The sequence below is a fragment of the Methylobacterium sp. Leaf465 genome (genome assembly GCF_001424705.1).
Taxonomy (GTDB): Bacteria; Pseudomonadota; Alphaproteobacteria; order Rhizobiales; family Beijerinckiaceae; genus Methylobacterium.
The window spans coordinates 87,048-109,396 of the sequence record NZ_LMRA01000006.1 but is presented as its reverse complement, the minus strand read 5'-3'; the positions used below and the strand labels follow the sequence as shown (position 1 = coordinate 109,396).

23 protein-coding genes are annotated in these 22,349 nt (G+C 71.7%); 9 read left to right on the top strand and 14 right to left on the bottom strand.

The genetic code is table 11. From position 1 onward, the window contains the following. Positions 1 to 11: 11 nt before the first annotated feature. From ASG51_RS06085 to ASG51_RS06070, 4 genes are all read right to left on the bottom strand, one after another. Entirely contained in the window at positions 12 to 752 is a 741-nt protein-coding gene (locus tag ASG51_RS06085) for an amino acid racemase (RefSeq protein WP_347379728.1), read from the bottom strand. Between the two features lie 142 nt (positions 753 to 894). Further along, complete coding sequence (locus tag ASG51_RS06080) at positions 895 to 1,779, bottom strand: LysR family transcriptional regulator (protein WP_056277670.1); 885 nt, start codon at positions 1,777 to 1,779, stop codon at positions 895 to 897. A 64-nt stretch (positions 1,780 to 1,843) separates the two neighbouring features. Beyond that, on the bottom strand, positions 1,844 to 2,995 hold the full coding sequence (gene rnd, locus ASG51_RS06075; RefSeq protein ID WP_056379724.1) for a ribonuclease D: 1,152 nt from the start codon (positions 2,993 to 2,995) through the stop codon (positions 1,844 to 1,846). A 79-nt stretch (positions 2,996 to 3,074) separates the two neighbouring features. After that, positions 3,075 to 3,518, bottom strand: coding sequence for a hypothetical protein (locus tag ASG51_RS06070; protein ID WP_056379722.1), 444 nt, complete (start codon positions 3,516 to 3,518; stop codon positions 3,075 to 3,077). 185 nt (positions 3,519 to 3,703) lie between these two features. On the opposite strand from ASG51_RS06070, the gene aspS reads away from it, so the two are divergent. From aspS to ASG51_RS06055, 3 genes are all read left to right on the top strand, one after another. Further along, the gene (gene aspS, locus ASG51_RS06065; RefSeq protein ID WP_056379755.1) at positions 3,704 to 5,518 is read left to right on the top strand and encodes an aspartate--tRNA ligase; all 1,815 of its coding nucleotides are present in this window, start codon (positions 3,704 to 3,706) and stop codon (positions 5,516 to 5,518) included. A 70-nt stretch (positions 5,519 to 5,588) separates the two neighbouring features. Continuing rightward, positions 5,589 to 5,897 carry a hypothetical protein gene (locus ASG51_RS06060; protein WP_056214162.1) on the top strand — a complete coding sequence of 103 codons (309 nt, stop codon included), beginning with the start codon at positions 5,589 to 5,591 and terminating at the stop codon, positions 5,895 to 5,897. A 169-nt stretch (positions 5,898 to 6,066) separates the two neighbouring features. Continuing rightward, positions 6,067 to 6,423 carry a hypothetical protein gene (locus tag ASG51_RS06055; protein ID WP_056379720.1) on the top strand — a complete coding sequence of 119 codons (357 nt, stop codon included), beginning with the start codon at positions 6,067 to 6,069 and terminating at the stop codon, positions 6,421 to 6,423. Positions 6,424 to 6,426: 3 nt separating this feature from the next. Here the strand turns inward: ASG51_RS06055 and ASG51_RS06050 are convergent, their stop codons facing one another. Continuing rightward, positions 6,427 to 6,681, bottom strand: coding sequence for a DUF3297 family protein (locus ASG51_RS06050; protein ID WP_056214155.1), 255 nt, complete (start codon positions 6,679 to 6,681; stop codon positions 6,427 to 6,429). 390 nt (positions 6,682 to 7,071) lie between these two features. On the opposite strand from ASG51_RS06050, the gene ASG51_RS06045 reads away from it, so the two are divergent. The 4 genes from ASG51_RS06045 to ASG51_RS06030 all read left to right on the top strand — a co-directional run bounded on the left by ASG51_RS06045 (position 7,072) and on the right by ASG51_RS06030 (position 12,057). Next, positions 7,072 to 9,405, top strand: a complete 2,334-nt coding sequence (locus ASG51_RS06045; protein ID WP_056379718.1) for an NADP-dependent malic enzyme — start codon at positions 7,072 to 7,074, stop codon at positions 9,403 to 9,405. A 168-nt stretch (positions 9,406 to 9,573) separates the two neighbouring features. Further along, positions 9,574 to 10,548, top strand: a complete 975-nt coding sequence (gene gnd / locus ASG51_RS06040) for a phosphogluconate dehydrogenase (NAD(+)-dependent, decarboxylating) (protein ID WP_056214148.1) — start codon at positions 9,574 to 9,576, stop codon at positions 10,546 to 10,548. A 73-nt stretch (positions 10,549 to 10,621) separates the two neighbouring features. Then, complete coding sequence (gene pgl, locus ASG51_RS06035) at positions 10,622 to 11,350, top strand: 6-phosphogluconolactonase (protein WP_056214145.1); 729 nt, start codon at positions 10,622 to 10,624, stop codon at positions 11,348 to 11,350. Between the two features lie 146 nt (positions 11,351 to 11,496). Further along, a complete protein-coding gene (locus tag ASG51_RS06030) occupies positions 11,497 to 12,057 on the top strand; it encodes a hypothetical protein (RefSeq protein ID WP_156389588.1) in 561 nt (186 codons plus the stop codon). An 81-nt stretch (positions 12,058 to 12,138) separates the two neighbouring features. On the opposite strand, the gene ASG51_RS23920 is transcribed toward ASG51_RS06030, so the two are convergent. The 9 genes from ASG51_RS23920 to ASG51_RS05990 form a co-directional block, all read right to left on the bottom strand. After that, positions 12,139 to 12,306: a hypothetical protein gene (locus ASG51_RS23920; RefSeq protein WP_156389587.1), complete on the bottom strand. Its 168-nt coding sequence runs from the start codon at positions 12,304 to 12,306 to the stop codon at positions 12,139 to 12,141. Between the two features lie 187 nt (positions 12,307 to 12,493). Beyond that, on the bottom strand, positions 12,494 to 12,691 hold the full coding sequence (locus tag ASG51_RS06025) for a hypothetical protein (protein ID WP_056214138.1): 198 nt from the start codon (positions 12,689 to 12,691) through the stop codon (positions 12,494 to 12,496). Between the two features lie 181 nt (positions 12,692 to 12,872). Continuing rightward, entirely contained in the window at positions 12,873 to 14,171 is a 1,299-nt protein-coding gene (oxlT, locus tag ASG51_RS06020; protein WP_200917506.1) for an oxalate/formate MFS antiporter, read from the bottom strand. Between the two features lie 385 nt (positions 14,172 to 14,556). Beyond that, on the bottom strand, positions 14,557 to 15,024 hold the full coding sequence (locus ASG51_RS06015; RefSeq protein ID WP_056214274.1) for a hypothetical protein: 468 nt from the start codon (positions 15,022 to 15,024) through the stop codon (positions 14,557 to 14,559). A 193-nt stretch (positions 15,025 to 15,217) separates the two neighbouring features. Next, the gene (locus tag ASG51_RS06010) at positions 15,218 to 15,991 is read right to left on the bottom strand and encodes a DeoR/GlpR family DNA-binding transcription regulator (protein ID WP_056214136.1); all 774 of its coding nucleotides are present in this window, start codon (positions 15,989 to 15,991) and stop codon (positions 15,218 to 15,220) included. Between the two features lie 107 nt (positions 15,992 to 16,098). Then, the gene (gene pdxA, locus ASG51_RS06005) at positions 16,099 to 17,100 is read right to left on the bottom strand and encodes a 4-hydroxythreonine-4-phosphate dehydrogenase PdxA (RefSeq protein WP_056214133.1); all 1,002 of its coding nucleotides are present in this window, start codon (positions 17,098 to 17,100) and stop codon (positions 16,099 to 16,101) included. Further along, positions 17,097 to 18,398, bottom strand: coding sequence for a four-carbon acid sugar kinase family protein (locus ASG51_RS06000; protein ID WP_056379714.1), 1,302 nt, complete (start codon positions 18,396 to 18,398; stop codon positions 17,097 to 17,099). Before ASG51_RS06000 ends, pdxA begins: the two co-directional genes overlap by 4 nt. 1 nt (position 18,399) lies before the next feature. Next, positions 18,400 to 19,416: a 2-keto-3-deoxygluconate permease gene (locus tag ASG51_RS05995; RefSeq protein ID WP_056379712.1), complete on the bottom strand. Its 1,017-nt coding sequence runs from the start codon at positions 19,414 to 19,416 to the stop codon at positions 18,400 to 18,402. Between the two features lie 226 nt (positions 19,417 to 19,642). Beyond that, positions 19,643 to 20,386, bottom strand: coding sequence for a sulfite exporter TauE/SafE family protein (locus tag ASG51_RS05990; RefSeq protein ID WP_056214123.1), 744 nt, complete (start codon positions 20,384 to 20,386; stop codon positions 19,643 to 19,645). A 278-nt stretch (positions 20,387 to 20,664) separates the two neighbouring features. Here ASG51_RS05990 and ASG51_RS05985 point away from each other — a divergent pair, with 278 nt between their 5' ends. Together ASG51_RS05985 and ASG51_RS05980 are read left to right on the top strand one after the other, a co-directional pair. Then, positions 20,665 to 20,982 (top strand): UxaA family hydrolase, encoded by a 318-nt coding sequence (locus ASG51_RS05985; RefSeq protein WP_056214120.1) that lies wholly within the window; start codon positions 20,665 to 20,667, stop codon positions 20,980 to 20,982. A gap of 136 nt (positions 20,983 to 21,118) precedes the next feature. Beyond that, positions 21,119 to 22,270, top strand: a complete 1,152-nt coding sequence (locus ASG51_RS05980; RefSeq protein WP_156389594.1) for a UxaA family hydrolase — start codon at positions 21,119 to 21,121, stop codon at positions 22,268 to 22,270. Positions 22,271 to 22,349 lie beyond the last annotated feature (79 nt).

Genomic DNA, 22,349 nt, shown 5'->3' with positions numbered 1-22,349 from the left:
GGCCGGACGGATCACGCCGCCCGGCGGGCCGGCGCGGCCGCCGCCACGCAGGCCCGCGCCAGGGCGTCGGTGGCGTCGAGCAGGACCGCGCTCGCCGGACCGGCCGGATCGGCCAGGGCGAGGGGGATCTCGGTGCAGGCCATCACCACCTGCCGGCACCCCTCCGCCACCAGCCCCGCGGCCGCGGCCTCCAGCAGGGGCCGGGCCTGCGCCCCCTGCCCCGCCTTGACGAGGCGGACCGCCCGCATCACCGCCGCCTGGTCCGCGGGCACGCGGCAGGTGAAGCCGTGGCGGCCGAGGTGCCGGGGATAGAGCCCGGACCGGAGGGTGCCGTCGGTGGCGAGCAGCCCCACCGGGCCGCCCGCGAGGCCCCGGCGGGCGAGCCCCGCCGCCACCGCATCGACGATGTGCAGGATCGGGACGGGGGTCAGCGCCTGGAGCGCGCCGTGCCAGTGATGGGCGGTGTTGCAGGGGATCGCGAGGCGGGTGGCGCCGGCGGCCTCGAGGCGGCGCAGGGCCAGGGTCATCGCCGGCAGCGGGTCGGGCCCCTCCCCCAGGATGGCCCGGGTCCGGTCGGGAATGTCGGCGGCCTGGGCCACCATCACGGCGAGATGGTCCTGGTCGCGGGCGGCCGGCGTCGCCTCCACGAGCTTCCGCAGGAAATCCACCGTCGCCATCGGCCCCATGCCGCCCAGGACGCCCAGCAATGGCACGCCCAGCAATCGCACGTCCGGCCCTTCGCTCCCCGCCATCGTCCCGATCCCCGTCGCGCGTCCCGCGGACGGGATGCGCGAAGACCGGCGCGGGGGCCAATGCCGTGTCGGAACGGCCCATGCGGGTTCGGACTAACCCGCCCCGAACGTCACGCGGGTTCGGACGAACCTGTCCCGAGCGTCAGGCGGGTTCGGACGCCGCCGCCCAGATCGCCGCCACGGCGGCGCGTGCCCGGGGGCCGTGGGCCGGGGCGCCGTTGCGGTAGAGGCGGATCTCCAGGGGCACCGCCGGCCCGGCGGCGACGAGGCGGCCCTCGGCGAGTTCCCGGGTGACGAGGCTGCGCGGCACGAAGGCGAGGCCGTGTCCCTCGAGGGCCATGCATTTCAGGGCCTCGGCCATGGGGTTGGCGTGGACCACCGGCCCCGGCGGCAGGCCGAGCTCGGCCTGCGCGAGCGCGCTGACGCGGCCGAGGAAGGAATCCCGTCCGTAGTCGAGGCGCGGCACCGGCCGGCCCTCCGCCCCGGCGGCGAGGTCCGGGCTCCGCACCGGAACCAGCGCGTCGGCGCCGACGACCCGGTGGGGGTAGAGCGCCGGGTCGAGGGGGATCGGCACGCCCGGATGGTGGAAGGTCAGGAGGAAGTCCGCGCCGCCCTCCACCAGGGCCTGGAGGCAGTCGTGGAAGTCGTCCGGCAGGAGCCGCGTCGCCACCGGTCCGGTGCGCGCGGCGAGGGTCCGGAACCAGGCGGGAAAGAACGTCAGGGCCAGGGTGTGCAGCCCGGCGATCCGCACCAGGGGCTCGGGGGAGTCGAGGCCGGCGCGCAGGTCCGCCCGGGCGCCGAGGAGCACCCGCACGCTCTCCTCGGCGGTGTCGCGGAAGCGGCGGCCCTCCGGGGTCAGGGTGGTGGGGTAGGTGCTGCGGTCGACCAGGGCCACCCCGAGCCAGAGTTCGAGGGCCCGGATGCGCCGGCTGAAGGCCGACTGGGTGACGTGGCGGGCTTCCGCCGAGCGGGAGAAGCTGCGGGTCTGGGCGAGGCTGAGGAAATCCTCCAGCCACTTCAGCTCCACGACGGCCGCCCGACCGGGCCTCCGCCGCGGCGCGTCGCGCCCGAAAGACTCGCGCCGGACGGACTCACGCCAGGTCGCGCACCACCACCCGGCCGCGCTCGGCCGAGAGGGCGAGGCGGCCGCTCTTGAGGGCCAGGGCCTTCTCGCCGAACAGCGTCCGGCGCCAGCCGTGCAGCACGGCCACGTCGGCCGCGTCGTCCTCCGCGATGGCCTCGAGGTCGTCCACCGTGGCGATGATCTTCGGGGCGACGCCCTCGGTCTCGCATACGGCCTTCAGCAGGACCTTAAGCAGCTCGACCAGCGCCCCGTTGCCGCCCCGACTGCGGGTGCGCTCGGGCGGGGCGATGTCCGAGAGGTCGCGTGCGAAGCCCCGCTCCACCGCCGCCAGGATGTCGGTGCCGGTGCGCGAGCGCTCGAAGCCGGCGGGAATCGAGCGCAGGCGCCCCAGCGCCTCGACGCTGCGGGGCGCCGAGGTCGCCACGTCGATCACCGCCTCGTCCTTGAGGATGCGCCCGCGCGGCACGTTGCGGCTCTGGGCCTCGCGCTCGCGCCAGGCGGCGACCTCCATCAGCACGGCGATCTCGCGGGGCTTGCGCATCCGCCCCGCCAGGCGGCGCCAGGCGGAGGCCGGATCGGCCCGGTAGGTCTCCGGCGAGGTGAGCACGCTCATCTCCTCGTCGAGCCACTCGCCGCGATCGGTGGAGAGGAGCTGGCCCGCCAGCACCTCGTAGACCTTCACGAGGTGCGTCACGTCGGAGAGGGCGTAGCTGAGCTGGGCGTCCGAGAGCGGCCGGCGCGACCAGTCGGTGAAGCGCGAGGACTTGTCGATCTTGGCCTTGGCCACGTCGTTGACCAGCTGCTCGTAGGAGACCGAGTCGCCGTAGCCGCAGACCATGGCGGCGACCTGGGTGTCGAAGAACGGCTGCGGCAGCAGGCCCCCGAGGAGCCAGATGATCTCCAGGTCCTGGCGGGCGGAGTGGAACACCTTCACCACGCCCTCGTCGGCCATCAGGGCGAAGAACGGCGCCAGGTCGATGTCGGGGGAGAGGGGGTCGACGAGCACGCCCGTGCCGTCGGGCGCCGCCATCTGGATGAGGCAGAGCTTCGGATAGTAGGTCGTCTCGCGCATGAACTCCGTGTCGACGGTCACGAAGGGATGGGCGGACAGGCGGGTGCAGGCCTCGGCCAGGGCCGCAGTGGTGGCGATCAGATCCATGAATCGGCTATACCGAAGGTTCTCGCCCCAGGCGAGGGACGCCGGACCCGGTCACCAGAATTCGAAGCCGCGAATACCCCTAGGCGGCGACCTCGCGCGGCCCGGCGCGCGTCTTCACCGGGCGGCGCCGGGTCGCCAGCGCTCGGATCTGGGCCGCGCGCTCCCGGCGCTGTGCCTCGGCCCGGGCCAGGAGCCAGTCGAGAATGCCGGCCTCGAGCCGCGTGGTGCTCGCCGGATCGACGAGCCGGCGGATGCGGTCGGCGCGAAATCCCCGGTAGCCGCCCCGCCCCCGGTCGATGCCGCCCAAGAGCGTCCGGCCCGGCCCGAGCTTCAGCTCGCGCGCCTCGACCCGCCGGGTGCTCCAAGCCCCGCGCGAATCCTCGTAGACGATCTCGAAGGTGCCCTCGAGGGGCAGGACGCGCCACCGGCCCTCCTGCCGCTCGCCCGTCGCGGATGCGGCGGTCGCGGCCTCGTGAGTCGCTCCCGCCTGACGCAGAATGTCGAAAAAAGCGTTTGAATTCATAGGCCTGATATGGGAATCACCGGGCGATTCCGGAAGGGTTCCGGGCCTGGATCCGCCGGGTTTCGGCGGTCTTCGGGCCTCCCCCGCGCATCGCCGTCGCCTTGACTTCACCTCCCCCGCGTGAATGGTGCGCCGCTCAATCCCCAAAGCCCGTGATCCGTCAGCCCGTTATGCAGCAGCCCGTCATGCACCGTTACCGGACCCATACCTGCGGGGCGCTCCGGCCGTCCGACGTCGGCGAGAGCGTCCGCCTCTCCGGCTGGTGCCACCGCATCCGCGACCATGGCGGCGTGCTGTTCATCGACCTGCGCGACCATTACGGCCTGACCCAGTGCGTGGTGGATTCGGATTCGAAGGCCTTCCAGGCCGCCAACGCGGCGCGCTCGGAATGGGTCATCCGCATCGACGGCCGGGTCCGCACCCGCCCCGCCGGCACCGAGAACCCGGACCTGCCCACCGGCACGCTGGAGGTCTACATCGACGACCTCGAGGTGCTCGGCCCCGCGGGCGAATTGCCGATGCCGGTCTTCGGCGAACTCGACTACCCGGAGGAGACGCGGCTCAAGTACCGCTTCCTCGACCTGCGGCGCGAGAAGCTGCACGCCAACATCATGAAGCGCGGCGCGATCATCGACAGCCTGCGCCGACGCATGCGGGACGGCGGCTTCTTCGAGTTCCAGACGCCGATCCTCACCGCCTCCTCGCCGGAGGGCGCGCGCGACTACCTCGTCCCGTCCCGCGTCCACCCGGGCAAGTTCTACGCGCTGCCGCAGGCCCCGCAGCAGTTCAAGCAGCTGACGATGATCGCGGGCTTCGACCGCTACTTCCAGATCGCGCCCTGCTTCCGCGACGAGGATGCCCGCGCCGACCGCTCGCCGGGCGAGTTCTACCAGCTCGACATCGAGATGAGCTTCGTCACGCAGGAGGACGTGTTCCAGGCGGTGGAGCCGGTGCTGCGCTCGGTCTTCGAGGAATTCGCCGAGGGCAAGCGCGTCACCGGTACCTTCCCGCGCATCCCCTATGCCGAGGCGATGCTGAAATACGGCGTCGACAAGCCGGACCTGCGCAACCCGCTGATCATCGCCGACGTGACGGCCGCGTTCGCCCGCGAGGACGTGGCGTTCAAGGCCTTCAAGGGCGTGATCGCCTCCGGCGGCGTGGTCCGGGCCATCCCGGCCACGGGGGCGGCGACCCAGCCGCGCTCGTTCTTCGACAAGCTCAACGACTTCGCCCGCGCCGAGGGCGCGCCGGGCCTCGGCTACATCATCTTCGAGGACGACAACGGCACGCTCACCGGCAAGGGCCCGATCGCCAAGTTCATCCCCGCCGAAGTCCAGGCCCTGATCGCGGAGAAGACCGGGACCAAGGCCGGGGACGCGGTGTTCTTCTCGGCCGGCACCGAGGCCAAGGCGGCGGCGCTCGCCGGCAAGGCCCGCATCCGCATCGGCGACGAGCTCGGCCTGTCCGACAAGGACCAGTACGCGTTCTGCTGGATCACCGACTTCCCGATGTACGAGTGGAACGAGGACGAGAAGCGGATCGACTTCTCGCACAACCCGTTCTCGATGCCGAACTTCGACCGGGAGGCGTTCCTGGCCCTCGACCCGGCGGATGCCGAGACGATCCTGAACATCAAGGCGTTCCAGTACGACATCGTCTGCAACGGCACCGAGCTGTCCTCGGGCGCGATCCGCAACCATCGCCCCGACGTGATGGAGAAGGCCTTCGGCATCGCCGGCTACGGCGTCGAGGTGCTGGAGGAGAAGTTCGGCGGCATGCTCAACGCCCTGAAGCTCGGCGCCCCCCCGCACGGCGGCATCGCGCCGGGCATCGACCGCATCGTCATGCTGCTCTGCGGCGAGCAGAACCTGCGCGAGGTCGTGCTGTTCCCCATGAACCAGCGCGCCGAGGACCTGATGATGGGCGCCCCGGCCGAGGCCACGCCGAAGCAGCTGCGCGAGCTCCACATCCGCCTCAACCTGCCCGAGAAGGGCGCCTGAGGCGGCCGTCCTCGGGCCGTCCCCGCAGGGGGAGCGGCCCGAAGCCGTGGGCTCACGGGACGTCGCGCGCATGACCGTCCTCCGGCCCGCCGAGGCCCTGGCCCGCGCCGTCGCGATTCTCGCGGCGCAGGGCTTCGCGGTGGTGGCGCGCAACACCCGGGGCGACAGCGTCTATCTCAAGCCCGCGGCCTGTGCCTTCGCCCTACGGGTCTCGAACCACGCCCGCACACCGAAGCAGCGCAAGAACCACCCCGACGCCATCACCAGCCTCGTCCTGCGCGACCCGACCTCCGAGGCGGCTCTGGCGGAGGCGGTCGCCGTGGCGGTGCGGAATTTCAACGGCGAGCGGGCGAAGCGGGAGCGGGCGGGTCCGGCCTGATCGGGACGCCCGAGGCGCGATTCCCGACTTCCCCAAGCGCGAAAGAATGCAACTTGAGGATGTATGGTCCCTGCAGCGGCGAGATCGGACGAGCGGACCGCTGACGGTGCGATACGACGACCTGATTCAGATCGGATCTGACTGTCTCTGGCTTCGTCCGGTTCGCCACGTGGCCCTGCGCGTCCTGATCGACCGCGGTTCCCACGAGGACTTCCGTACCCCGCACGGGAGGATGGTGCGGACCTTCCTGCCGGGGGCCGATCTTCTGACGAGCCTCCTGGATGCGGCGGGGGCGCTCTGCGAAACCCTGGAGCCGGAGCTTCGCGAAGACCGGTCCCCCGACATCGACGGGTTCCGGCGCCGCCGCCGGATGGTCCTGAGCGTCGCCGAACCGCTGCGCGCCGGCGACCGGGCCGCGCTTGCGAAAATCCTGCACGGCTGGGAGGCGGACAACAGCCGCGGCACCAGGATCGCGCCCTACGGGGCGCCGACGCCGTTCCCCCTGGAGGCGGCGTCGGCCTCCTGAGCCTCAGGCTTCGGCCGGCGCGTCATCGCGAAAGTAGGGCTCCACGGGGCCCTTGAGCTTCACCGTCATCGGGTTGCCGGCCCGGTCCAGGGTCTTGCCGGCCGAGAGGCGGACCCAGCCTTCGCTGACGCAGTATTCCTCGACATTGGTCTTCTCGACGCCCTTGAAGCGGATGCCGATGCCGCGCTCGAGCATCTTCTCGTCGTAGTACGGGCTGTTGGGATTCACAGCGAGGCGGTCGGGGGGCGTGTCGGACATCGTCGCGGGCCTTGGATCGTTTCACGTCGTGCGGTGGGGACGGCGAGCGCTAGCGGGTACGGGATTCGGCGCGAGGCCGCAACGCCGGGCCGTCCGGAGCGCGCGTCGCGGGGGCGGCCAGGAACGCAATCCCCGTCGCGATGGAACAAAATCCGCCGATCGTCAGCGTCGGGCCGCGGTCCGGACGCGACAGGAATGCCCCGCCGTAGGAGTTTGTGCCGAAGGGAAAACCGGCCCGAAGAGCGGGCGGGCACGGTCGATTCGGGGTCTCCGCGCGCGGGTTGCGCCCATCCGGCAGCCGGTGCAACAGGAGCCCCCAGCGAAGATCCCGCCGATGATGGGAGACGCGCTCCGACGCCGGGGCAGCGCGCAATCCTCAGGAGGACGACCATGGGCGACAATATGTCCGACGATCTCAAGTCGGGAGCGCTCGTCTATCACCGACTGCCGCGGCCCGGGAAACTGGAGATCCAGGCGACCAAGCCGCTGGGCAACCAGCGCGACCTGGCGCTGGCCTACTCGCCCGGCGTCGCCGCCGCCTGCATGGCGATCCACGAGGATCCGCAGGAGGCCGCCACCCTCACCATCCGGCAGAACCTCGTCGCGGTGCTCACCAACGGCACGGCCGTGCTCGGCCTCGGCGACATCGGGCCGCTCGCCTCGAAGCCCGTGATGGAGGGCAAGGCCGTCCTGTTCAAGAAGTTCGCCGGCATCGACGTGTTCGACATCGAGGTCGCCCAGCACGACGTGGGCAAGCTCGTCGACGTGGTCTGCGCCCTGGAGCCGACCTTCGGCGGCATCAACCTCGAGGACATCAAGGCGCCGGAGTGCTTCGAGGTCGAGGAGCAGTGCCGGGCCCGGATGAACATCCCGGTCTTCCACGACGACCAGCACGGCACCGCGATCATCGTGGCGGCCGCCGTCCTCAACGGCCTGGAGCTCGCCGGCAAGCAGCTCTCCGACGTCCGCATCGTCACCTCGGGCGCGGGTGCGGCGGCGCTCGCCTGCCTCAACCTGCTGGTGTCGCTGGGCGCCCGCGTCGAGAACATCACCGTCACCGACATCAAGGGCGTGGTCTACAAGGGCCGGCCCGAGCTGATGGACCGCTGGAAGGACGTCTACGCCCAGGAGACGCAGGCCCGGACCCTGGCCGAGGTGATCCCCGGCGCCGACGTGTTCATCGGCCTCTCGGCCGGCGGCGTCCTGAAGCCCGAATACCTGGAAACGATGGCCGACAAGCCGCTGATCATGGCGCTGGCCAACCCCTACCCCGAGATCATGCCGGACCTGGCGCAGGAGAAGCGCCCCGACGCGATGATCTGCACCGGGCGCTCGGACTTCCCCAACCAAGTCAACAACGTCCTGTGCTTCCCCTACATCTTTCGGGGCGCCCTCGACGTCGGCGCCACCTCGATCAACGAGGAGATGAAGCAGGCCGCCGTGAAGGCGATCGCCGCGCTCGCCCGCGAGACGCCCTCCGATGTGGTCGCCCGCGCCTATGGCGGCGAGGCCCGGCCCTTCGGCCCGCGCTCGCTGATCCCGAGCCCGTTCGACCCCCGCCTGATCCTGCGCATCGCCCCCGCCGTGGCCCAGGCCGCGATGGATTCGGGCGTCGCCGGGCGGCCGCTCGAGAACATCCAGGCCTATACCGACAGCCTCGACCGCTTCGTCCACCGCTCGGGCTTCATCATGAAGCCGATCTTCTCCAAGGCGAAGGAGAACCCCAAGCGGGTCATCTACACCGAGGGCGAGGACGAGCGCGTGCTGCGCGCCGCCCAGGCGATCTGCGAGGACAAGGTCGCGCGCCCGATCCTCGTCGGCCGGCCCCGGGTGATCGAGACCCGGATCAAGCGCTTCGGCCTCTCCCTCAAGCAGGGCGTCGATTTCGACCTGATCGATCCCGAGGACGATCCGCGCTACCGCGACTACGTCGCCACCTACCTGGAGGCCGCCGGCCGGCGCGGCATCACGCCCGACGCCGCCCGCACCCTGGTGCGCACCAACAACACGGTGATCGGCGCCATCGCGGTGCGCCGCGGCGAGGCGGACGCGCTGATCTGCGGCCTCGAGGGCCGCTTCGAGACCCGCCTGCGGGTGATCCGCGACGTGATCGGCCTCGCGCCCGGCGTACTCGACTTCGCCGCCATGAGCCTGATCGTCACCAAGGAGGGCGCCTACTTCCTCGCCGACACCCATGTGCGGCCGGATCCCAGCGCGGAGGAGATCGCCGACGTCGCCGTGGCCTGCGCCGAGCATGTCAGCCGCTTCGGCCTGACCCCGAAGATCGCGCTGTTGAGCCACTCGGATTTCGGCCAGTCGGATTCGCGTTCGGCGGTGAAGATGCGCACCGCCCTGGGCCTGATCCGCGAGCGTCGCTCCGACCTTGAGGTCGACGGGGAGATGCAGGCCGATTCCGCCCTGTCGGAGCTGATCCGCGACCGGGTGATGCCGGCCTCGCGCCTGAAGGGCGCGGCCAACGTGCTGATCCTGCCGAACCTGGATGCGGCCAACATCGCCTTCCAGTTCGCCAAGGTGCTGGCCGACGCCCTGCCCGTCGGGCCCCTGCTCATCGGCCCGGCCAAGCCCGCCCACATCCTGTCGCCCTCGGTGACCGCCCGCGGCATCGTCAACGTCACGGCCGCCGCCGTGGTCGAGGCGCAGGCGGCCGAGGTCGGCGCCAGCCCGGTGCTGGCCGAACCCGGCGTCGGGCCGACCTCCGCCTGAGGGCGGCGGCGGCGTCCGGCAAGGGCGAGACCCGCGCGCCGGACGCAGGGGCGGCGGCCGGTCCGCCGCCTCGCCCTGGCAGGCCAAATGCGCTAGCCCTTCGCACGAGGGAGCGTGCGACGGCCGGGCGCGAATCCGGCGCGCCGTCGCGGGCACGGGAGACACGGGATGCAACTCGGCATGATCGGCCTCGGCCGGATGGGCGGCAACATCGTCCGCCGGCTCCTGCGGGACGGGCACCAGGCGGTGGTCTTCGACCAGAACCCGGAGGCGGTCGCCGCCCTGGTGGCGGAGGGCGCCACGGGGGCGGACAGCCTCGAGGACTTCGTCGCCAGGCTCTCCGTGCCCCGGGCCGCCTGGGTGATGCTCCCGGCTGGCGCCATCACCGAGGCCACGGTGACGAGTCTCGGGGGCCTGATGGCCCCGGACGACGTCATCATCGACGGCGGCAATTCCTTCTACAAGGACGACATCCGCCGCGCCGCCACGCTGAAGGGCGCTGGCATCCACTACGTCGACGTCGGCACCTCCGGCGGCGTCTGGGGCCTGGAGCGCGGCTACTGCATGATGATCGGCGGCGACACGGCCGCCCTGGAGCGCCTCGACCCGATCTTCCGGACCCTGGCGCCCGGCCTCGGCACCATCCCGAAGACCCCGGGGCGCGAGGGCCGCGATCCCCGCGCGGAGGCCGGCTACATCCATGCGGGTCCGAGCGGGGCCGGCCACTTCGTCAAGATGGTCCACAACGGCATCGAGTACGGCCTGATGCAGGCCTATGCCGAGGGCTTCGACATCCTCCGGCACGCCGATTCCGAGGACCTGCCCGAGGCCCAGCGCTTCCGGCTGAACATTGGCGACATCGCCGAGGTCTGGCGCCGCGGCAGCGTCGTCTCGTCCTGGCTCCTCGACCTCACCGCCGGGGCCCTGGCCCGGGACGAGCACCTGGAGGACTTCTCCGGCTTCGTCGCCGATTCCGGCGAGGGCCGCTGGACCCTGAACGCCGCCATCGAGGAATCCGTGCCGGCCAACGTGCTCTCGGCCGCCCTCTACGCGCGCTTCCGCTCCCGCGAGGAGGCGAGCTACGCCGACAAGCTGCTCTCGGCCATGCGCAAGGGTTTCGGCGGCCACCAGGAGCCGAAATAACCCCGCGGCGGTCGCCCGCGCGTCCGGGGGGCCGCCCCCGGACCCGTCCCGTCCCCATCGAGGTTCCGCGCCGATGATCCCCCTGCCCGAGGCCGCCGAGATCCTGCCCGATGCCGACGCGGTGGCGGAGGCCGCCGCCGCCCGCCTCGTGGCCCTGTGCGGCTCGGCGCCGCGTCCGACCATCGCGGTCTGCCTCTCCGGCGGCTCCACGCCCAAGCGCCTCTACGCCCGGCTGAGCGGCCCGGACTACCGGGCGCAACTGCCCTGGGAGCGCCTGCACTGGTTCTTCGGCGACGACCGGATGGTGCCGTGGACGGATGCGGCGAGCAATGTCCGCATGGCGCGCGAGGCCTTCGGCGACGCGCCGATCCCGGAGGGCCACCTGCACGGGATGGACACGGGCGGAACCCCGGAGTCCGGGGCGCGCGCCTATGCCGAGACCCTGCGGGCGTTCTACGGCGCCGCCGTCCTCGATCCCGCCCGGCCCCTGTTCGACCTCGTCCTCCTCGGCCTCGGCGAGGACGGGCACACGGCCTCGCTGTTTCCGGCCAAGCCGGCCCTGGCCGAGCGGCAGGCCTGGACGGCGCCGGTGCCGGAGGCGGGGCTCGCCCCCTTCGTGCCGCGCATCACCCTCACCTTTCCGGCCCTCGCCTCGGCCCGGGAGACCCTGGTCCTCGTGACGGGGGCCGGGAAGCAGGAACCCCTGCGCCGACTCGCCCGCGGCGAGGACCTGCCCGTCCGGCACCTGCGCAGTGTTGGCCGCCTGGTCTGGCTGGTCGACCAGGAGGCGGCAGGCGCCTGATCTGCGCGACATCAGAAATGCGTCGGTCCCGGCCGACGCTTCACTGACAAAAGATGTTGATTTGTCGGTATCGGTAGGCGAACACTTTCGAATTGCCGGACTGGCCCGGTTTCGCAACGCTGTGTCATGAGCGGGGAGTCTTGGGCGTGGAGTCTTCCGCAGGCCTGTCCCGCCGCCCCGCCCGTCCCCGGCGGTGGCGCCGCACCGCCCGGCACCGCATCGGACCGCTGCGCTCGATCTCCGAGGCCGCGCCGCATCCGATCCTGCGCGGCATGCGCTCCGGCGCCATCGCGGGCCTCGCCCTGGTGGCCGGCCTCGGCCTGCCCATCCTGCTGGTTCTCACCGTGAAGGCGCCCTCCCCGGCCCTGGACGAGGCGCCCGCCGCTGCCCGGGTCTGGGCCGCCGAGCCGGTCGCCCGGGCCGTGGCCGAGCCCGCGCCCCCTCTCGCGCCCGCCAGGCGGCCGGCCGCGACGGCGGGAGCCGGGGTCGACGCCGGGTCGAGCCGCGACGCGCGCGGCCCGGGCCCCGCCGCCCCGCCGCCGACCTCGGGGCGCGGGGACGGGGCGCGCTCGGCCCTCAGCCTCGACCGGATCCCGGTGCTCGACGACCCGAGCGGGGCCCTCACGATCGAGGATCCGACGGCGCCGGAAGCCAGGCCGGCGCGGCCGGCCCGCGCCGCCGCGGCCAAGCCTCCCAGAACGCCCTGACGCCGTCCGCCCAGGCCGGTGCATGACAAGACCCGCCGCGACGGGCGTCGGGCGGGTCGAAACGTCGGGAGCAGGCCTCGATCAGGCCGCGCGCCGGGCCGTCGACAGGGCGTTGTCGTTGAGCGCGACGAACATGCCGGCGGAGCCCGTGTCGGCGGCCGCCGGTCCGGAGGCCTCCTCGTCCACCAGCAGGGCCAGCATCGGGCCGATGGCGACGGCGGCCAGGCCGAGAACGAACAGAGAGAGCATCGAAGTATCCCGGTTGCGGTGCGACGGAGGATTATCGCGCTGCACAACGGGATTTGGTATGCCACATACCGCAAGGCGGTCATGCAACCGGGGCCGGCCTCGACGGCCGGCAAGCGACGGTGGGGCCGCGAAGGTCGGGACGATCGATCGGACGAGGCCGGTCGCTTCCGCGGCCCCGAGCCCGCGATCATCGGTGCAGCGGCTCGGGGACGATCGGCGGCAGCGGCAGCAGGTAGTAGCCGCCGACCAGCAGGATGGCCGACAGGACGAGGCCGAGGGAGGAGACGTACAGCACGGCGAACACGTCGCGATTGAAGTCCGCCGTCTGCAGCACGACGATCGCGAAGGGAATGCTCACCAGGGCGAGGAGGACGGAGAGGACCATCGCGGAACCTTTGCTCGAAACCTTGCCCGGTGGGGGCCCGCCCGACACCGCTCGGGATCGCCCGGGGGCGGACGGCTTCGAGCCGGGCTCCGGGCCCGGCTCGAGAGGGGGACGTCGCGTCGGGCCGGGCGCGGCGGGACGCCCGGGGATGCCCCGGCCCGGGGGCCGGGGCGCGGGCGGGTCAGGCGTGTGCCAGGGCGCCGGCCGGCTGGGCCACGCCTTGCGCGGCGTGGTGGCGCTTCAGCATCGGCCGCAGCACGGCGATGGCGAGGAAGGCCGCGACGAGGTCCATCACCGCCACGGTGTAGAGCACCGTCGCCCAGGTCCCGGTCGCCTGCATCAGCAGGTTGCCCACCGGCACGAACAGCGCGGCGAAGCCCTTGGCGCAATAGAGCACGCCGTAGATCTTGCCGATGTGCTTGGAGCCGAAGGTGTCGGCGGCGGTGGCGCTGAACAGGGAGTAGACCTCGCCCCAGGCCAGGAACACGATGCCCGAGAGGATGACGAAGGCCCACGGGTTGGTGCCGAAGTAGCCCAGCGCGACGATGCCGATCCCCTCCATTGTGAAGGCGATGAACATCGTCTTCTCGCGCCCGATCCGGTCGGAGACGTAGCCGAAGAGCGGACGCGAGATGCCGTTCATGATCCGGTCGAGCATCAGCGCGAAGGGCAGCGCGGCCATGGCGAAGAAGTACAGGTTGACCTGGAATTCCTTGACGCCGAGATCCTGCGCGATGACGCCGAGCTGGGCCACCGCCATCAGGCCGCCCGTGACCGTGCAGGTGAACATCAGCAGCATCACCCAGAACACCGGCGTGCGCAGGGCCTCGCGCAGGGTGTAGTCGCGCCGGGTCTGCAGCACCTTGGTGGAGAAGGTGACCTCGCCCTTGGACGGTGCGCGCAGGCCGATGGCCGCCAGCATGATGATGCCGCCCTGGATCAGCCCGAAGATGAAGAAGGCCTGGGCGTAGCTGCCCTGCGAAATCATGTTGGCGATCGGGATGATCGTCAGGGCCGAGCCCGCGCCGTAGCCGCCCGCCGTCAGGCCGACCGCGAGGCCGCGCTTGTCCGGGAACCACTTCAGGGCGTTGTTGATGCAGGTGGCGTAGACGCAGCCGACGCCGATGCCGCCCGCCACCGAGCCGGCATAGAAGCCGGTGAGCGAGGTGGCGTAGGAGTTGATGACCCAGGCCAGGCCCGTCATCAGGCCGCCGAACATCACCACGCGGCTCGGGCCGTACTTGTCGATGAAGTAGCCCTCGATCGGAGTCAGCCAGGTCTGGACCACGACGAAGATCGTGAACGCGACCTGGATCGCCGCGCGATCCCAGCCGAAGGTCTTCTGGATCTCGGGGACGAAGAGTGTCCAGGCATATTGTATATTGGCAGCGGCGACCATGCAGGCCACGCCGAGAATCAGTTGCAACCATCGATTGACGGATGGTTTCGTTGCGGGGGGCGCGGCAGCAGTCATCGCCATGAGCTCGTTTCCTCGTTCTGCTTGGGACGGGATGCGTTGTGTTGAAGATCCCGATTGGAATGCTCGATTGCGGCCCGCACGCCTGAGGCGAATCCTATGGTTCATTTGTCGGGCAGCACACCTGCATTATTTGGTATGCCACGGATCGGTGCAAGCAGAATAATGCTACGACGGGGCGGGATTTTTCGGGATTAAACGGGCCGCTGGGCGCGTTTATCGCCTCTGACCGAGGTTGTGCGGAATCCGTTCCTGATTAGGACGCGGCTGGCCGGCGGATCATCGCTGGCGGCGGGGCACAATGCTGTCCTGTGCCTGTCGTGACGGCGGCTTTTCCCGGGAAAGCCTTCGAAAGAGGCTGGAGGCCGCGCGGTCCGGCCGCGGATCCCTAGCGGGGCAGGCGCAGGAGCCGCGGCCGCCAGATGCCCAGGACGACGTTCGCCGTGGCCACCGCCAGCAACACCCAGAGCGTCCCGCGCTCCGGCCCGAGGCTGGCCGCCAGGGTGGCGGGATCGACCCGTCCCGCCAGCGCCAGGGCGCTCTGCTCCGCCTCCTGGCGCATCGGCCCCTGCACGTAGACGAGCACGCCCTCGAACATCAGCACCCCGGTGGCGAGCTTCAGCCAGGCCCAGCCCGCGTTGAGGAAGCCGCGGTTCAGGGTCATGGCCAGCAGCCCGGAGACCAGGGTCAGCGCCAGGCTCGGCAGGACGATCCAGGTGGCGACCGCCCCCATGGCGGCCCGTGCCGCGGCGTAGCCGTCGAGGGCGCTCGGCGGCGGCGCCGCGCCGAGCATGACGACGAGGGCCGCCATCGCGCCCAGAAGGCCGGTCGACCCCATCGTGTGGAGGAACTTCATCAGGCGTCGCGTCACGCGTCCGGCCCCCGGCTCAGGATCGACCGATCCTAGCCCGGACGGACGGCGCGGCGGTAGCCGGCGCGCGCCTACTACCCAATCCGGCGGATCCCTTCGGGATGGCGGATGTGGGCTTCGCGCACGCGCCGCGCCGGCTTGCCGATCCGGGCACCGCTTCGATCGAGCGGAGCCCGGATCAGCCGTCCCGGTCGGGCGCCACGTGGATCCGGGCGCCGGCCTCGGCCAGGCGCCGCAGCTCCTCGCGCGGCTCCGGCGAATCCGTCACCAGGGTCCAGTCGCGCGGAAGCGGCGCCCAGGCGGTCTGCTCGGCCCGGCCGAGCTTGCCCGCATTGGCCAGCACGATCACCTCGCGCGCCTGGCGCATCATGAGGGACTTGAGGGCGACCTGGTCGAGGCTCGCCTCGCACAGGCCGCGCCCGGCCACGACGCCGTCGGCGCTGACGATCGCCCGGTCCGCCGTCATCAGGCGCAGGGCCTCGATGGCGAGGGGGCCGACGGTGCTCATGCTGGTGGCCCGGAGCGCCCCCCCGAGGACGACGAGGTCGAGGTCCGGCGCCTCGGCCAGGAAGGGCAGCAGCGCGAGGTTGTTGGTGATGATCCGCAGCCGCCGCTTGGCCAGGAGCTGGCCGAAGGCCGCCACCGTCGAGCCGGCGTCGAGGATCAGCGTGTCCCCGTCCGCCACGAGGTCGAGGGCGGCGCGGGCGATCGCCCGCTTCTCCGCGCCGTTCACGGCGAGCCGCTCGGTCAGGGTGGTCTCGGGCGGGTGGCGCGTCAGGATCGCCCCGCCATAGGTCCGGCGCACGGCCCGGGTGGCGGAGAGGTGCTGGAGGTCGCGGCGGACCGTGGAGGCGGAGACCTTCAGGCGGGCCGCCACGTCGTCGACGTCGATCTCGCCGACGCTCAGCGCCTCCAGCAGCAACGCCCGACGCTCCTGGCTGCGCATCGACATGGGTTCGTGGCTCTCCCGGCTTCGATCCCTCGTCATGGCCGAGGTCGCGGCCGCTGGCCAGGGCGTTTCGCCCGGATCGGCGGCGACGCGACAGGACCCACGCGGTCTCAGGCGGCGATCGATTTCGGCGCGAGGTCGACGGCCTGGCGCAGGGCCTCGATCAGGCTGCGCTCGTCCGCGATCCCCGTGCCGGCGATGTCGAAGGCCGTGCCGTGGTCCACGGAGGTGCGGATCACCGGCAGGCCCACGGTGATGTTCACCCCCGCCTCGAGTCCCAGGACCTTGATCGGGCCGTGGCCCTGATCGTGGTACATGGCCACCACCATGTCGTAGTCGCCGCGCCCGGCGAGGAAGAACAGCGTGTCGGCGGGCAGCGGTCCGCGCACGTCCCAGCCCTTCGCCCGGCAGGCCGCGATGGCCGGGGCGATCTTCTCCGCCTCCTCGCCCCGCCCGAACAGGCCGTTCTCGCCCGCATGGGGATTGATGGCGCAGACGCCGATCTTCGGATCGGCGAGGCCCGCCTTCACCAGGACGGCGTGGCCGCGGGCGATGACGCGCTCGACGAGGCCGGGCTCGATCTTCGCGATGGCGTCGATGAGGCCGATATGGGTGGTGACGTGGATCACCCGCAGCTTGGGTGAGACCAGCATCATCGAGACCTCCGGCGTGCCGGTGAGGTGGGCGAGGAGCTCGGTGTGGCCGGGGAACCTGTGGCCGGCGGCGTGGAGCGCCTCCTTGGACAGGGGCGCCGTGCAGATGCCCTGGGCCTGCCCGGCCTGGACCACCGCCACGGCCTTCTCGATGTAGCGGTAGGCCGCCTCGCCGGCGACCGGCGAGACCTGCCCGAACGGCAGGTCGGCGGGCACGACCTTGAGGTCGAGGCACTGCACAGCGCCGCCGTCGAAATCCGCCTCCCCGGCCGCCGACAGGGCATCGACCGTCAGGCCGGAGCCGACGATCCGGCCGGCCTGCCGCAGGCGCTCGGCGTCGCCGATGACCAGGGGCCGGCACGTCGCCTGGACGTCGGCATGCCCCAGCGCCTTCATGATGATCTCCGGCCCGATGCCGGCGGGGTCGCCCATGGTGATCGCGAGCGTGGGGCGGGTCATGAGAAGCGTCCTTCGAGTCGGGCGGCGCGCAGGCGCTCGCGAATGCGGATGAGGGAGTCGGCGTCGCCGAAGGCGCCGGCCTTGGTGGCGACCGGCACGGCGAGGCGCCCCAGGGTCAGGCCGAGGGAGACCCCCGGCTCGATCTCGTCGACGAGGCGGATGCCGTCGACGCCGAAGCGCGCCAGCAGCGCCGCGGCGGTCTCGCCGCCGGTGGCCGCCACGGCACCGATCCGGCAGGCCACCGGGTCGAGGGCTTCGGCGAGGCCCCGGGCCAGGCGCGGTCCGAGGGCCATGTCGGGCTCGCCCGCGGTGGTGATCTCCACCAGGGCGTCGCCCCCGGCCTCGAGGATGGCGGCGACGCGGCCGGCGAAGGCGGCCCGGGCCGGGCCGTCGACGAGCAGCGTCCCCGGGTCCACGGGCAGGTGGGTGACGCCGTCCCGTCCGGCAAGCCGGCGGGCGGCCGCGCGGCTGGCGGCGGCCAGCGAGCCGACCACGATCAGGCTGCCGAAGCGGCTCGGCGCGTGGGACGGGGGCTGCATCGCCGGTGCCGCCGGGAGGGCGGCGAGCGCATGGGCGAGGCCCGCGCTGCCGATGAAGAACGGGGCCGGCGCCAGGGACAGGCCCGCCGCCGCGATCCGGTCGAGGTCGGCCTCGGTCTCGGCATCGCAGACCGCGACGGCCGGCCCCGTCGCGGCGATTCGGGCCAGCTCCGCGGCCAAGTCGGCGACCAAGTCGGCGACCAAGTCGCCGCCGCGGCCGGTCCCGCGCACGGTAGCGAGCGACACCGTCTCGCTGCGGATCCCCGCGCCGGCGAGGATGGCCCGGAGGTCGGCGCTCGCGTAGGTGTGGTCGCGCCGCCAGACCTCCGCCGCCTCCAGGGGGCGGCCGTCGACCCGGACCCGGCCCTCCAGGGTGGTCCGGCCGGTGGCCGGGAAGGCCGGGGCGCAGATCCCGAAGGCGGACCCGGTCCGGGCCGCCAGGACCGCCAGGGTGGCGGCGGTCTCGGCGGCGGGCTGGCCCCGGAGGGTCGAATCGATCTTCTTGAACAGGACCCGGTCCGGCGCGAACCAGCGCGCCAGCAGAGCGGCGTGCCGCGCCGCCGCCGCGTCCCCGGACAGGCCGCGGCTGTCGGCGTCGTAGGCCAGCACCGCGAGGTCCCGGTCGGCGATGCCCGCGGCCTCCCCCCAGGTCACCGCCGCGTCGAGGCCGCGCCGCCCGAAGGCGATGGCGCAGTCGGCCGCCCCCGTCAGGTCGTCGGCGAGGATGAGCCAGCGGCGGGCCGAATCGGCGGCGGTCATGTCAGCGGCCGGCGACGGGCTGCGCGGGGGGCGCGACCTCCGGGCTCCCGGTCTCGGCCTCGGCCTCGCCGCCGCCGAAGCGCCGGGACGCCCAGGCGGTGGCGATCGGCACCAGGATCGCCGTCACGACGACGCAGGCCGCCACCAGGATCGTCGCCGGTCCGGCGGCTTCGGCATAGGCCGGGTTGGCCGAGGCGACGATCGCCGGCACGGCGGCGGCGTTGCCCGCCGTCGAGGCCGCCGCGATCCCGGCGACGCCGGTCCCCCCCGTGAGCCGGTCGGCGAAGAACAGCGGGATGCCGGTGACCACCACCACGGCGACGCCCATGGCGAGGCCGAGCAGGCCGGCCTGCCAGACCTTGGTCAGGTCGAGGCCGGCCCCCAGGGCGAAGGCGAAGAACGGGATCATCACGGGGATCGCCCGGCTGAGAAAGGCGCGCATCTCCCGGTCGAGGTTGCCGATGATCATGCCGACGAGGAGCGGCAGGATCGCGCCCACCAGGGTCTGCCAGGGAAAGGCCGAGAGCCCGGCGACGCCGAGGGTCACCATGGTGAGGAACGGCCCGCTCTCCAGGGACATCACCGTGTAGGCCCCGACGTCGCGGGGGCGGCCGTACTGGCCCATCAGGGCCATGTAGAGGCCCCCGTTGGTGTCGTTCATGGCGGCGACCACCGCCAGGGTGGAGAGGCCCGCGAACATGCCGGCCGCGACGGGCGCCTCGCCGAGGACCTGCCCGAAGACCAGCCCCAGCAGGATGGCGATGCCGACCTTCACGACCAGCAGGGTGCCGCCCTTCTTCATGATGTACGGCGTCGCGTGGAAGTCGATGCTGGCGCCCATGCAGACGTAGAAGACCGCCAGGATCGTCAGGGCGCCGGAGAAGAGCGCGCCCGTGAACGAGCCGAACAGCTTCGGGGTGCCGGGAAAGAAGGTGGCGATCAGGGCGCCGGCCAGGAGCGGCACCACCATCATGCCGCCGGGCACCGCCTCGATGGCCCGCTTGATCGGAATCTGCATGCGCGTCTCCTCCGTGCGCGTTTCGCGCAATTTTTTCGCTTTTGACGATTTTTTTCGTCGCACGCGACCGGAGATCGACCGCAACGATTCGCTCATTCTGCGCATAACGCGCATGAGGTCAACAATTTTGCGTGATACGCGCAATGTTGAGCGGGCGCCCTGGCGGCGCATCCCGTCAAGGCCGAATCGCTTCGCGGCCCGCCATCTCCGCCGTCGGGGGCGCGCCTCAGGACAGCAGGCCGGGGAGCGCCAGGGCGGTGGTGGTGACGCCGATGGCGGCGAGCAGCGCCAGGACGAGGGCGCGGAACCGGCGCTGGTCGATCTGCGCGAACAGCGACAGCCCGGCCAGCACGCTGACGAGGACGATGGGGAGGCCGAGGGCGAGGTCCCCCAGGAGCTCGGGCGGGAACGGGTTGAGCACGGCCAGGATCGCCAGGGACCAGACCTGCAGGACCAGGGTGAAGCTCTGGTAGACCGCCCGCTGCATGCGCGGGTCCCAGCCGCGCACCAGGCTCCAGGCGGTGGGAAGCGCGCCCGACAGCCCGGCGATGCCGCCGAGGATGCCGCCGAGGAAGCCCACGGCGCCGTCGCTCCAGGCATTGCCGAACGACACCCGGAAGTCGCTGCGCAGCAGCGCCACGCCGGCGCTGTAGAGGATCAGGAAGACCCCGATCAGCACCTTGATCAGAGCGGGATTGAGATCGTTCAGGAGGTAGATGCCGATCGGCGCCCCGAGGAGGCCGGGGCCGATCATCGCCAGGGCCGTCGCCCGCGGCGGCAGGGTCCGCAGCCGCATCACCGACAGGGCCTGCGAGAGGATGCTGCAGGTCAGCACCAGGGCCGTCGCCTCGACGGGCGCCCGGATCGACAGCAGGGTGCCGGAGGCCACCAGGGCGAAGGCGAAGCCCGTCAGGCCGGAGATGAGGCCGGCGCAGCTCAGGCACAGGACGATCTGGAGGGTCTCGCTCACGCTGCGTCTCGGTCTGCCGGGAAATCGTCGGGGTGCGTGACGGCCGGACCGCACGACGTGAGTACTTATGTCTTATATAAGATTACCGTGGGATCAAGCCGGTGCCTGCCTGGACGGCGGGCTCCGGATGCTGAGGCGATAGGCTGGAGCTCGTTCCCCCCGCCCGGATCCCCGGTCGAGACAGATTCGCCTCGCGGATTGACGCCGGAAAATCTCATGTCTTATATAAGACTCAGTCGCCGCAAAGAGCCGACGGCTTCACCCAGGAGGATCTCGGAATGAACAGCCACGCCGGATCGGGCGAGGGGCGGACGAAGCCGCACCTTCTCGCCCACAGCCCGCTGGACAACGTCGCCGTCGCGGTCATCGAGGGCCTGCGTGCCGACACCGATGCGTTCGGCGTCATCACCGAGGACGATTCGACCTTCGCGGTGCATGTCCGCCACGACATCCCGATCGGCCACAAGGTGGCGCTCACCGACCTGAAGGCCGGCGATACGGCCATCAAGTACGGCCAGGACATCGGCAAGATCGTCCAGGACGTCGCCAAGGGCGAACACGTCCATGTCCAGAACCTCAAGACGAAGCGCTGGTGAGGTCGCGATGCCCGGAGAGACCATCATGAACGCCCCCGAGACCACCTCCCCCTTCGTCGGCGGAGCCCCCGACCAGTTCGCCACCGGCGCCCTCGGCGCCGCCCGCCCCTCGGCGGACATCGCGGCCGCCACCTTCATGGGCTGGCGCCGCGAGAACGGCCGCGTCGGCGTGCGCAACCACGTCGTCCTCCTGCCCCTGGACGATCTCTCGAACGCCTCCTGCGAGGCGGTCGCCAACCTCGTCAAGGGCACGATGGCCCTGCCCCACGCCTATGGCCGCCTGCAGTTCGGCGAGGATCTCGAGCTCCATTTCCGCACCCTGATCGGCATCGGCTCCAACCCGAACGTCGCCGCCGTGGTGGTGATCGGCATCGAGGACCAGTGGACCAACCGGATCGTCGAGGGCATCGCCAAGACCGGCAAGCCCGTGGTCGGCTTCGGCATCGAGGGGCACGGCGACATCGCCACCATCGCCAAGGCGAGCTACCAGGCCAAGCGCTTCGTGCAGTGGGCGACCGAGCTGCCCCGCGAGGAATGCCCGATCTCGGACCTCTGGATCTCGACGAAGTGCGGCGAGTCCGACACCACCACCGGCCTGTCCTCCTGCCCCACCGTGGGCAACCTCTACGACAAGCTGATCCCGCAGGGGATCTACGGCGTGTTCGGCGAGACCTCGGAGATCACCGGCGCCGAGCACCTCTGCCGCGAGCGCGCCGCCACGCCGGAGATCGGCGACAAGTGGTTCGCCATGTGGAAGTCCTACCAGGACGACGTCATCGAGGCCCATAAGACGGACGACCTCTCGGATTCCCAGCCGACCAAGGGCAACATCCTCGGCGGCCTGAGCACCATCGAGGAGAAGGCGCTCGGCAACCTCGAGAAGATCGGCCACGACTGCCGCTACATCGACGCGCTGCAGCCGGCCGAGTCCCCCGCCCGGGGACCGGGCCTGTACTACATGGACACCTCCTCGGCGGCGGCCGAGTGCGTGACCCTGATGGCGGCGGCGGGCTACGTGGTCCACACCTTCCCCACCGGCCAGGGCAACGTCATCGGCAACCCGATCGTCCCGGTGATCAAGATCACCGGCAACCCACGCACGGTGCGCACCATGGGCGAGCACATCGACGTCGACGTCTCGGGCGTGCTCACCCGGGAGATGACCATCCCGCAGGCCGGCGACGCCCTGATCGACATGGTGGTGCGGACCGCGAACGGACGGCTCACGGCCGCCGAATCCCTCGGCCACCGTGAGTTCGTGATGACGAAGCTGTACCGGAGCGCCTGACCGGCGGCCTCTCCCGCCGCGTTCCGGCCTGGAACGCGGCGTCCCGCCCCGACGCCATCGGGGTTTTCGCGAAGGCGGA

Excerpts from the sequence above, each read along its gene's own strand:
- ASG51_RS06085 (WP_347379728.1), bottom strand. The coding sequence starts at position 752 with ATGGCGGGGAGCGAAGGGCCGGACGTGCGATTGCTGGGCGTGCCATTG.
- rnd (WP_056379724.1), bottom strand. The coding sequence starts at position 2,995 with ATGGATCTGATCGCCACCACTGCGGCCCTGGCCGAGGCCTGCACCCGC.
- ASG51_RS06070 (WP_056379722.1), bottom strand. The coding sequence starts at position 3,518 with ATGAATTCAAACGCTTTTTTCGACATTCTGCGTCAGGCGGGAGCGACT.
- aspS (WP_056379755.1), top strand. The coding sequence starts at position 3,704 with ATGCACCGTTACCGGACCCATACCTGCGGGGCGCTCCGGCCGTCCGAC.
- ASG51_RS06060 (WP_056214162.1), top strand. The coding sequence starts at position 5,589 with ATGACCGTCCTCCGGCCCGCCGAGGCCCTGGCCCGCGCCGTCGCGATT.
- ASG51_RS06050 (WP_056214155.1), bottom strand. The coding sequence starts at position 6,681 with ATGTCCGACACGCCCCCCGACCGCCTCGCTGTGAATCCCAACAGCCCG.
- ASG51_RS06045 (WP_056379718.1), top strand. The coding sequence starts at position 7,072 with ATGGGCGACAATATGTCCGACGATCTCAAGTCGGGAGCGCTCGTCTAT.
- gnd (WP_056214148.1), top strand. The coding sequence starts at position 9,574 with ATGCAACTCGGCATGATCGGCCTCGGCCGGATGGGCGGCAACATCGTC.
- pgl (WP_056214145.1), top strand. The coding sequence starts at position 10,622 with ATGATCCCCCTGCCCGAGGCCGCCGAGATCCTGCCCGATGCCGACGCG.
- ASG51_RS23920 (WP_156389587.1), bottom strand. The coding sequence starts at position 12,306 with ATGCTCTCTCTGTTCGTTCTCGGCCTGGCCGCCGTCGCCATCGGCCCG.
- ASG51_RS06025 (WP_056214138.1), bottom strand. The coding sequence starts at position 12,691 with ATGGTCCTCTCCGTCCTCCTCGCCCTGGTGAGCATTCCCTTCGCGATC.
- oxlT (WP_200917506.1), bottom strand. The coding sequence starts at position 14,171 with ATGGCGATGACTGCTGCCGCGCCCCCCGCAACGAAACCATCCGTCAAT.
- ASG51_RS06015 (WP_056214274.1), bottom strand. The coding sequence starts at position 15,024 with ATGAAGTTCCTCCACACGATGGGGTCGACCGGCCTTCTGGGCGCGATG.
- ASG51_RS06010 (WP_056214136.1), bottom strand. The coding sequence starts at position 15,991 with ATGTCGATGCGCAGCCAGGAGCGTCGGGCGTTGCTGCTGGAGGCGCTG.
- pdxA (WP_056214133.1), bottom strand. The coding sequence starts at position 17,100 with ATGACCCGCCCCACGCTCGCGATCACCATGGGCGACCCCGCCGGCATC.
- ASG51_RS06000 (WP_056379714.1), bottom strand. The coding sequence starts at position 18,398 with ATGACCGCCGCCGATTCGGCCCGCCGCTGGCTCATCCTCGCCGACGAC.
- ASG51_RS05995 (WP_056379712.1), bottom strand. The coding sequence starts at position 19,416 with ATGCAGATTCCGATCAAGCGGGCCATCGAGGCGGTGCCCGGCGGCATG.
- ASG51_RS05985 (WP_056214120.1), top strand. The coding sequence starts at position 20,665 with ATGAACAGCCACGCCGGATCGGGCGAGGGGCGGACGAAGCCGCACCTT.
- ASG51_RS05980 (WP_156389594.1), top strand. The coding sequence starts at position 21,119 with ATGGGCTGGCGCCGCGAGAACGGCCGCGTCGGCGTGCGCAACCACGTC.